Annotated in this window: 10 protein-coding genes; 1 reads left to right on the forward strand and 9 read right to left on the reverse strand. The window is 69.1% G+C overall.

Annotation, left to right across the window (positions count from 1 at the left end):
- Positions 1 to 29: 29 nt before the first annotated feature.
- The 7 genes from B141_RS0113315 to B141_RS51400 all read right to left on the reverse strand — a co-directional run bounded on the left by B141_RS0113315 (position 30) and on the right by B141_RS51400 (position 5,924).
- Positions 30 to 614, reverse strand: coding sequence for a histidine phosphatase family protein (locus B141_RS0113315; protein ID WP_020575667.1), 585 nt, complete (start codon positions 612 to 614; stop codon positions 30 to 32).
- 4 nt (positions 615 to 618) lie between these two features.
- Entirely contained in the window at positions 619 to 1,485 is an 867-nt protein-coding gene (locus tag B141_RS0113320; RefSeq protein WP_157180995.1) for a phosphatidate cytidylyltransferase, read from the reverse strand.
- Positions 1,486 to 1,753: 268 nt separating this feature from the next.
- Positions 1,754 to 2,308, reverse strand: a complete 555-nt coding sequence (frr, locus tag B141_RS0113325) for a ribosome recycling factor (protein WP_040421204.1) — start codon at positions 2,306 to 2,308, stop codon at positions 1,754 to 1,756.
- Positions 2,309 to 2,448: 140 nt separating this feature from the next.
- Entirely contained in the window at positions 2,449 to 3,204 is a 756-nt protein-coding gene (gene pyrH / locus B141_RS0113330) for a UMP kinase (RefSeq protein ID WP_020575670.1), read from the reverse strand.
- Between the two features lie 94 nt (positions 3,205 to 3,298).
- Positions 3,299 to 4,117, reverse strand: a complete 819-nt coding sequence (gene tsf, locus B141_RS0113335; RefSeq protein WP_020575671.1) for a translation elongation factor Ts — start codon at positions 4,115 to 4,117, stop codon at positions 3,299 to 3,301.
- A gap of 78 nt (positions 4,118 to 4,195) precedes the next feature.
- Positions 4,196 to 5,239, reverse strand: coding sequence for a 30S ribosomal protein S2 (rpsB, locus tag B141_RS0113340; protein ID WP_020575672.1), 1,044 nt, complete (start codon positions 5,237 to 5,239; stop codon positions 4,196 to 4,198).
- A 451-nt stretch (positions 5,240 to 5,690) separates the two neighbouring features.
- Positions 5,691 to 5,924, reverse strand: a complete 234-nt coding sequence (locus B141_RS51400; RefSeq protein WP_237742691.1) for a hypothetical protein — start codon at positions 5,922 to 5,924, stop codon at positions 5,691 to 5,693.
- A gap of 39 nt (positions 5,925 to 5,963) precedes the next feature.
- On the opposite strand from B141_RS51400, the gene B141_RS46780 reads away from it, so the two are divergent.
- Positions 5,964 to 7,010, forward strand: a complete 1,047-nt coding sequence (locus B141_RS46780; protein WP_020575674.1) for a murein hydrolase activator EnvC family protein — start codon at positions 5,964 to 5,966, stop codon at positions 7,008 to 7,010.
- 71 nt (positions 7,011 to 7,081) lie between these two features.
- Here B141_RS46780 and B141_RS40450 read toward each other — a convergent pair whose 3' ends face one another.
- Both B141_RS40450 and B141_RS0113355 read right to left on the reverse strand, forming a co-directional pair.
- Complete coding sequence (locus tag B141_RS40450) at positions 7,082 to 8,272, reverse strand: aminotransferase class V-fold PLP-dependent enzyme (protein ID WP_020575675.1); 1,191 nt, start codon at positions 8,270 to 8,272, stop codon at positions 7,082 to 7,084.
- 89 nt (positions 8,273 to 8,361) lie between these two features.
- Positions 8,362 to 9,306 (reverse strand): tyrosine recombinase XerC, encoded by a 945-nt coding sequence (locus tag B141_RS0113355; protein ID WP_020575676.1) that lies wholly within the window; start codon positions 9,304 to 9,306, stop codon positions 8,362 to 8,364.
- Between the last annotated feature and the right edge of the window lie 88 nt (positions 9,307 to 9,394).

The raw sequence follows: 9,394 nt of genomic DNA on the forward strand, positions 1-9,394 counted from the left end.
CACGCCCCAGAGTCGAGCCGGACCGGTGGTTACGCCGCTCCGGCCCAGCTGCCCCATGGAGCCAGGATCCGGGCGGCCGCGTCGGTGCTGCCGGGGAGCTCGAGCACACAGTGATCCGGCATCCGCAAGCGTTCCCAGGCGTCCACATCCGCCGGCCCGTCGGTGAGGGCGGCCACCAGCAACGTCCACGCCGTGCCATGACCCACGAGGACCAGATCGTCGTCAGGGCAGCTGTCCTGGATCCGACGTACGGCGGCGACCACGCGTTCGGCGGTCGCCCGTCCGGTCTCCCAGCCATCCTGTGCGGGCACATCCAGATCGGTGAGCGAACGGCGAACCACCGCCGCCCAAGCCCCGCTGCCAAGCCAGGCTTGCGCTGGCCGGGTCATCTCCCGCAGGCCGTCGACGAAGCCCACGGCGGTGCCGGTGAGTGCGCGTGCGGTCCCGCGTGCCTTGGGCTCCGGGGACGAAAACCACCGGGCCCATTGGGGCAGCGCGCCCGACGTCCGCAGAGCCGAGAGTTCCTCACCCGCAGAGGCATCCAACTCCCACCGCTCCGCCGGCCCTTCGTCGGGGACCGGTCGGCCGTGGCGTACCAGATGGAGAGTAGTCACGCGATCACCCCGGAACCGCTACCAGCAGAGTCAGGACGAGCCAGCTCACCAAGGCCGTGGGGAGGAGCGAGTCAAGCCGGTCCATCACACCACCGTGTCCGGGCAGGACGCTGCCCATGTCTTTGATCCCGATGTCTCGTTTGAGCATGGACTCCACCAGGTCGCCGGCTGTGGCCGTGACGGTGGCCACCACGCCGAGCACCAGACCGGCCCACCACGCGCCGTGCAGCAACACCGTGACGCCGACGATCCCCACCGCCAGACACGACAGGGCCGAGCCCGCGAGACCCTCCCACGTCTTGCCTGGACTGATCTCCGGAGCCAGCTTGTGCCGGCCAAAAAGCACGCCCGCCGCATAGCCACCGATGTCACTGGCGACGGTGACGGCGACAAAGAGGAGGACCCTGAACGGCCCGTCCTCTGGCCGCAGCATCAGGATCGCGAAGGATGCCAGGAACGGCACATAGAGCGCGACGAACACGCCGGCGGTGACGTCGCGGACATAGCCTTCCCGGCCACCCAGGAGCCGGCCCGCGAACACCGCGAACGCCGTGAGCCCGAGCGCGCCCACCAGGGCCGGCGTACCAGCGATGTAGGCGCCAGCAAGCATCCCGACAACGCCTGCCAGCAACGGAACCAGCGGCAGGGTGACCCCCGCTGGTCGCAGGGCGCGGGAGAGCTCGATCACCGCCAGGCCCACCGCCACGATGACGAACGCGACGAACACGGACTTGACGATGAAGAGCGAGGCGATGACGACAGCGCCCAGCAACACGCCCACACCGATCGCGGCGGCGAGGTTACGGCCAAACCTGCTGGTGCGCTGCCCGCTGCGGCGGTTGCCGTCCTCTCCCTCAGAGGAGTCGGTCACGATGTCCTGCACAGGTGGGGAGCCTCGAGGCGTCAACGGTCATGCCTGCCACCTCAGGGCGTTTCTTATAGATCATTCTCGGCTCTCTGAATGCCCGCATCCGGCATGGACGCGCTCGCGTCCACCCACGAAATCGCTCAAGCTCCACGATTCCACGAAGGTTCCAGGAAGGCCGCGCGTCACCAAGCGCTGGACAGAGCCATCTGTCGCTTGCTGGTCAAGCGAGGCGAACTCCCCGCGGATCGAGCCTGATCTATAAAACACGCCCCTAGACCTCGAGGATCTCTTCTTCCTTGCGCTTGAGGAGTTCGTCGACCTGATCGACGAACTTGCGGGTCGACGAGTCCAACTGCTTCTCGCCGCGCGCGACGTCATCCTCGCCGGCCTCGCCTTCACGAGACAGCCGGTCGAGCGTCTCCTTGGCGTGGCGGCGGACGTTGCGTACGGAGACACGGGCCTCTTCGGCCTTGTGCCGGGCCAGCCGCGCGTATTCCTTACGGCGTTCCTCGGTCAACTCCGGCAGGGCGATCCGGATCACCGCACCGTCGTTAGCGGGGTTGACGCCGAGGTCGGAGTCGCGAATGCCCTTCTCGATTCCGTGGAGGGCGTTCTTGTCGTAGGGCGTGATGATGACGAGCCGCGCCTCAGGGATATGGAACGACGCGAGCTGCTGGATCGGCGTCGGCGTTCCGTAATAGTCCGCCTGGATCTTCGCGAACATGGCCGGGTGAGCACGGCCCGTGCGAATCGTGGCGAACTCCTCTTTGGCAAAGTCAACGGCCTTGCCCATCTTCTGTTCCGCGTCGCGGAGAGTCTGGTCGATGGTCACGGTCGCGATCTCCTTGTCCTCGGATTGCTCGGCCACCGGCCGGTCGGGAGAACGGGCACGTGGCGCTGGATTGTCGGGTTCGGCGTTGTCGCTCGCCTGGCGGGCGGCTCCGCGCGCGTCACGTCCTTCTCGTGTCAGGAGTCGGACGAGACGAGGGTTCCGATCCTCTCACCCCGAACGACGCGCACGATGTTGCCGTCCTGGAGAAGGTTGAAGACGATGATCGGTAACCGGTGCTCCATGCACAAACTGATCGCCGTAGCGTCCGCGACCCGCAACCGCCGACGCAGGACCTCGGAGAAGCTGACCCGCTCGAACTTCGTTGCCCCGGGCACCTGTTTGGGATCCGCGTCGTACACACCGTCGACGGACGTCGCCTTGAGCAGGACCTCCGCGCCGACCTCGAGCGCCCGCTGCGCCGCCACCGTGTCGGTGGAGAAGTACGGCATGCCGGACCCGGCGCCGAAGATGACGACTCGTCCCTTCTCCAGGTGCCGCATCGACCGGCGGGGGATGTAGGGCTCGGCGATCTGCCCCATGGTGATCGCGGTCTGGACCCGGGTGTCGACACCGCGCTTCTCCAGAAAGTCCTGGAGTGCAAGGCAGTTCATGACAGTGCCGAGCATGCCCATGTAGTCGGCTCTGGCCCGGTCCATGCCGCCCAGCTGGAGCTCGGCGCCGCGGAAGAAGTTGCCGCCGCCAACGACGACGGCCACCTGAACGCCGCTGCGGACCACCTCGGCGATCTGCTGCGCGATGTTCGCCACGACGTCAGGGTCGACGCCGAGCTTCCCGCCGCCGAAAACCTCACCGGACAGCTTGAGCAGCACCCGGTGGTACGGCGTTGTCGTGCCCGGCGCCGACGAGGCCGGGATCGTCTCGGTCGTCATAGCCCTACTCCCATGAATACGGCCTCCACGATCCCGCCTCCTGTCGCCTGGCGTCATGTGTCCGGTCTGTGCCCCCATGCCGACGTTCGAGCTGCTAGGCCCCGACCTCGAAGCGCGCGAACCTGGTGACGGTCACGCCCGCGTCCGCCAGCACCTGGCCGACGGTCTTCTGCTGGTCGTGCACCGAGGGTTGTTCGACCAGGACCGTGTCCTTGAAGAAGCCGTTGACCCGACCCTCGACAATGCGCGGGAGGGCCTGCTCGGGCTTCCCCTCGTTGCGGGCGGTCTCCTCGGCGATCCGTCGCTCGCTGTCGAGGACCTCGGCGGGAACCTCGTCGCGCGTGACGTACTGCGGGCGCATCGCGGCGATCTGCATCGCCGCGCTCTTCGCGGCCTCCTCGTTACCGCCCTCGAAGGCCACCAGGACCCCGACCTGCGGCGGCAGGTCAGTCGCCCGCCGGTGCAGGTAGACGGCCGTCTGGCCCTCGAACGCGGCGACCCTACCGACCGCGAGCTTCTCACCGATCACGGCCGCGAGCGCGTCGACGGCCTCGGAGACGGTGCGCCCGTCAGGAAGCTTCGCCCCGGCAAACTCGTCGCTGCCGGCGACCTTCGCGTCGCTGGCCAGCGCGACCAGGTCGTTGCCCAGCGCCTGGAACTGTTCGTTCTTGGCCACGAAGTCGGTCTCGCAGTTGAGTTCGAGCAGGGCGCCGCCCTTGGCGACGACGATGCCGTTGCCGGCGGTGCGCTCCGCGCCCCTCTTGGCCGCCTTCGCCGCGCCCTTGACGCGGAGAATCTCGACGGCCTTGTCGAAGTCACCCTCGGCTTCTTCGAGGGCCTTCTTGCAGTCCATCATCCCGGCCCCGGTGGCGTCCCGGAGCTTCTTGACGTCCGCGGCTGTGAAGGTGCTCATCTTGGTGTGTCGATCGCTCTCTTAGTCAGTCTTCGGCAGGGTTGTGTCGGTCTCGGGCCCGCAGAGCCGGAGCGAAGGTCAGGCGTTGCTCTCGCTGGACGCCGGGGCGGCCTCAGCCGCGCCGGACTCAGCGCCCGCCTCCGCTGCGGTGCCCTCAGCTGCGGTGCTCTCAGCCGGGGTGCCCTCAGCTGTGGTGCTCTCAGCCGGGGTGCCCTCAGCTGCGGTGCCCTCAGCGCCCGCCTCAGCTGCGGAGCCCTCAGCGCCCGCCTCAGCTGCGGCGCCCTCAGCGCCCGCCTCGGCTGCGGCGCCCTCAGCACGCGCACCCGCCTGTTCGCCGGCTTCCTCGGAGCGGGCGAGCAGCTCGCGCTCCCACTCGGGCAGCGGCTCCTCGGCGCCGAGCTCGGCACCGACCTGAGGCTCCTCACCGACGCCGGCGCGAGCCATCAGCCCGTCCGCCACGGCGTCGGAGATGATCCTGGTCAGGAGGGCGACGGAACGGATCGCGTCGTCGTTGCCCGGGATCGGGTAGTCAACCTCGTCGGGGTCGCAGTTGGTGTCGAGGATCGCGATCACGGGGATCCCGAGCTTCTTGGCCTCGTCGACCGCGAGGTGCTCCTTCTTCGTGTCGACGATCCACACCGCGCTGGGAAGACGCTGCATCCGGCGGATACCGCCCAGCGTGCGGTCGAGCTTGTCGCGCTCGCGCCGCAGCTGCAGCAGCTCCTTCTTGGTCATGCCCGAGCCCGCGACGTCGTCGAAGTCGAGCTCCTCAAGCTCCTTCAGCCGCTGCAGACGCTTGTAGACCGTCTGGAAGTTGGTGAGCATGCCGCCGAGCCAACGCTGGTTGACGTACGGCATGCCGACCCGCATGGCCTGCTCGGCGATGGCCTCCTGGCCCTGCTTCTTGGTGCCGACGAACAGCACAGAACCGCCCCGGGCGACGGTGTCCTTGACGAACTGGTAGGCGCGATCGATGTACGACAGCGACTGTCGCAGGTCGATGATGTAGATGCCGTTGCGCTCGGTGAAGATGTAGCGCTTCATCTTCGGGTTCCAGCGACGGGTCTGGTGACCGAAGTGAACGCCGCTCTCGAGCAGCTGCCTCATCGTGACGACGGCCATGGCCGCGTATCCTCCTCCGCGCCATTCATGGCGCGCTCTCGGTTCCTCGGCCTCGACCGAAACGGCCGGGGCCCCTGACGCTCGCGCACACCCTGCCCTGACTGCTTATGCCCACAGGGACCGAGAGGTGTGCCCGCGCCGCGGAAACGACACGGAATGCAAGCGTGCGTGATGTGGTGTTGATGACCTTGGTTGTGTCGGCACCCGCCGCCCGTGCTCCACGCTGGGAGTTTGCCCGGATCTGTGTGGAACCGCTCCGGGTCACGTGGACGGAGGGCGCGCCGGGTGCAGTGTACTCGATCGCGCGGGGGGACTCCGATGACGGCGTACCCCGCTGGGGCGGGCCCCCCGAGCCGGCGTCGAGCAGGTTTTGGTCCACAAGAACGAGATCGGCATTTCTCGTCCACAGATCCCGCGACCGGCCGCCTCCCCGCGCCCCCGCCAGCAACGATCAACCATGACCTCCATCCACCCCCGCCACGACCGACATGTCCACCGCGACGGGCATCTCCGCCATGATCAGCGCCCTCAGATCCGCCGGCACCTCCGCGACAAGCGCCACCCCAGTCGTGATGATCCTTTCCGCCACCTCCACCGCGATCGCCGGCGCCGCCGTGGACGCCACGTCCGTCCCGGTGTCGATCTCTCCCGCGGCCGTGCGCCCCGCGGCCGGTCTTTCCTCCACGTCCGGCAGGTCCTGCACCGCGTTCTGTGGTGCGGCCTCGTGACGCTCCTTCTCGCCCTCCCCAGCCTGGTGCTCGTCCCCGGCGCCGCCTGGGCTGGCACCACGGACCCCCGGCGGGTGGGAGCACCAGACCCCGAGAGGTGGACCTGGCCATTGACCCCTCGCCCCGAGATCATCCGTACGTTCGATCCGCCCGACCGGCCGTGGGGCTCTGGACACCGGGGCGTCGACCTGGCAGGTGTGGAGGATCAGGAGGTCCGTGCGGCTGGTGCCGGGGTGGTGACCTATACGGGCGTTCTGGCGGGGCGTGGCGTGGTCACCGTCACGCACGGCTCGCTCCGCACCACCTACGAGCCCGTCTCCCCCTCTGTCACGGTCGGCACGCCGGTGGCCTCCGGTGCGCCGCTCGGGCGGCTGACCAGCCGACAGAGTCACTGCGTCCCGCGGGTATGCCTGCACTGGGGTCTGCGGCGGGGCAGCCACTATCTCGATCCGCTGACCCTGCTCTCCGCTGGCCCGCCACGGCTCCTGCCCCTCGATGGGCCAGCCGGAAGCGTCAAGGTGGACCTCGAGATTGGGCAGGCTGCCCCAGTCGCACCATTTCCCGGGAACGTGCCCCTCCTCGGCGTCGCGGCGCCACCCGGTATCCCGCTCACCGTGACCGCGGCACCATCCGCGATCGCGCCAGTGGCCGCGGCCTCACCCGGGGAGCTGATCACCGCGGCCTCGGTGCGCGGTCAGCCCAGTCGCGCCGAGATCGACCAAGCCCTCACCGCCACGCCGGCCCGAGCAGGGGCCACGGAGCCGACAAAAGGGCCAGACACCGCCGCGGGCTCTTTCGTCGGCGCCGAAGGGCAGGTCGTGCTTGCCGCGTTCAACGCGTTCGCCGCACCAGCCGCGGGCGCCATCGCAGGCGCGACTGCCGCCGGCGTGATGGTCCGCCTGAGCCGGCGTACCTCCGGGCCTTCGCGAGGTCCCCGGCCGCCCTCACCCGACCCACCACGTCCAGCTGGCCCGGCTACCTCGGCCGAGCGCGGCGTGGTCGAACTCGACGCCGCACGCCGGCGACACCGCCGGGTGGCATGAAGCGATGGGGACGGAATCGGCACGGCAGAAGCCTGGCGACGCCTGTCCAGGCCTCAGGTTTGCCGGAGTACTCAGCGAAGGAGGCCGGCGATGCCGTGGGCAAACCGCTCGTACTCAGCCGGCGCGTTGTACGCCTGCGCCGACAGCCGTAGCCAGCCACGCCCTGCCCAGCTGGTCACGGCGACCTCGACGTGCAGGTCGCGGGAGATCCGCTCGTACAACGCGGTCGCGGCCTCCCCCGTGTCGGCGACCCCGCGCGGCAGGGCCACCAGACGCATGGACAACCGTGGATCACCGCCCACGCCGTCTAGCGAGGTTCCCAGCGCCGATGCGACCACTGACTGCCCGTAGGCCGCGAGACCGTTGTTGTACTGGCGTAGGCGCTCCGGCTCGAGGCTCTCGAAGAACCGCAGAGCGTCCGGCAGTGCAAGCCAGACCGCCCCGTCGCGCGTTCCTTGCTGGTCGAACGCGGCCGGAAACCGCTGCTCTTCGTTCCACGAGACGACGAGGGGCTGGATCTGCGGGCGCCAAGACGGTGCGACCCAGAGTCCGGCGACGCTACGCCCGGCGAACGCCCACTTGTGGAAGTTGCCGACCCAGAAGTCCGCACCGAGTGCCTCGACGTCCACCGGCAGCATGCCCGGCACGTGCGCGCCGTCGACGAACACCGTCACACCACGGGCCCTGGCTTCCTCGGCCACGCGACGTACCGGAAACAGCCGAGCGGTCGGTGAGGTGATCTGGTCGATCAGCACCAACCTCGTGCGCGACGTGATTCCGTCCGCGACGGCGCGGACGACCTCCTCGTCCGTCGCCGTCAATGGAACCTTGACGGCTTTCACCTGCGCGCCGGCCGCGCCGGCGAATCTTGCGACCGCGAGCGCGACCGCACCATAGGCGTGATCAGTCAGCAGGACCTCCTCGCCTTCGCGGAGCGCGAGCGCCGCGAGCACCGTGCTCACTCCGGCGGTCGTGTTGCTGACCAGGGCAAGAGCGTCCTGAACGGTCCCGAGGAAGTCCGCCGCCGCCGCTCGGGCACTGACGATCGCCGGCGGGAGCAACGTGCGGTAGTAGTGCATCGGATTCGCGTCGGCGAGCCCACGCCAGTGGGTCTCCGCGGCCCGGACCAGGCGCGGCACCGCACCGAAGGAGCCGTGATTGAGGTGAGCTCGGCTGGGATCGAGGTCCCATGCATCGCGTACCTCGTCCCAGTTTCCGTCCCAGAGATCGCTGGAGTGGGTGACCTCATCAGGCGTATCCACGGACGGTGATTCTGCCAGCCGGAAGCTTCTCCAAAACCTGCGCGGCTGTTCTAAGAGGTCGCGCGACCTCTTAGGTCCAGGGGGCGCCATCACGCGCGCGGATGTGCCTGCCGGTAGATCGCACGAAGCCGCTCGGCGGAGACGTGGGTGTAGGTCTGGGTCGTGGCCAAGGACGCGTGCCCGAGCATTTCCTGGACACTTCGCAGATCGGCGCCGCCTTCGAGCAGATGGGTCGCGGCCGAGTGGCGAAGGCCGTGCGGCCCGAGGTCAGGGGCGTCGGCGACATCCGCAAGCCTCGCGTGCACCAGCCGGCGTACCTCCCGCTGGTCCAGCCGCCCCCCGCGCACGCCGAGGAACAACGCGGGCCCGCTGCCGGGGCGCGTCAGAGCGGTCCGCCCCTGTGTGAGGTAGTCGGCCAATGCCTCTGTGGCTGGTACGCCGTATGGCACGGAGCGTTCCTTGCTGCCCTTGCCCAGCACGCGTACCACGGACCGCTCGTGGTCGAGGTCGTCGACATCGAGGGCCACGAGTTCGCCAACCCGGATTCCCGTCGCGTAGAGGACTTCGAGGATGGCTCGGTCGCGGCGGCCGACCGGGCTTCCGTCGTCACTGGCCGTGGCGGCCACGTCCATCAGGCTCCGTGCCTCACCCTGACGCAGCACGCCGGGAAGCGGGCGACGGAGCTTCGGCGTACCCAGGAGGCCGCCCGGATCCGCCGCCAGCACCCCGCGCCGGTGAGCCCAGGCGGTGAAGGTCCGCACAGCCGCCGCGCGGCGGGCGAGGGTGGTACGCGCTTGGCCGGTGGCCTGGAGGTGGGCGAGCCATCCGCGGAGCAGCTGGATGTCCAACGCGTCGAGGTCGCCCCTCGATTGACGCATGGCGTACTCGAGCAGACTCCGCACGTCGCCGAGGTAGGCCCGGACCGTGTGCCTGGACAGGTTGCGCTCGGAAACCAGATGGCGCTCGAACTCGGCGAGCGCCCGCATGCTGGCCTCCGGTGGTGCTGGCGCGGACTCGGCCTCCTCGACGCTCATGCGCGTCCTCGCTTCGCTCCGGGCGCGCATGAGGCACTCCAGACGCTGCGTTGATTGATTCGCTCGCTCCGCTCGCTCATGCGCGTCC

The organism is Actinopolymorpha alba DSM 45243, from assembly GCF_000373925.1.
Lineage (GTDB): Bacteria > Actinomycetota > Actinomycetes > Propionibacteriales > Actinopolymorphaceae > Actinopolymorpha > Actinopolymorpha alba.

What these genes read in the sequence shown, in the direction of transcription:
- tsf (WP_020575671.1), bottom strand. Translation starts at nt 4,117, where the DNA reads ATGAGCACCTTCACAGCCGCGGACGTCAAGAAGCTCCGGGACGCCACC.
- rpsB (WP_020575672.1), bottom strand. Translation starts at nt 5,239, where the DNA reads ATGGCCGTCGTCACGATGAGGCAGCTGCTCGAGAGCGGCGTTCACTTC.
- pyrH (WP_020575670.1), bottom strand. Translation starts at nt 3,204, where the DNA reads ATGACGACCGAGACGATCCCGGCCTCGTCGGCGCCGGGCACGACAACG.
- B141_RS0113355 (WP_020575676.1), bottom strand. Translation starts at nt 9,306, where the DNA reads ATGAGCGTCGAGGAGGCCGAGTCCGCGCCAGCACCACCGGAGGCCAGC.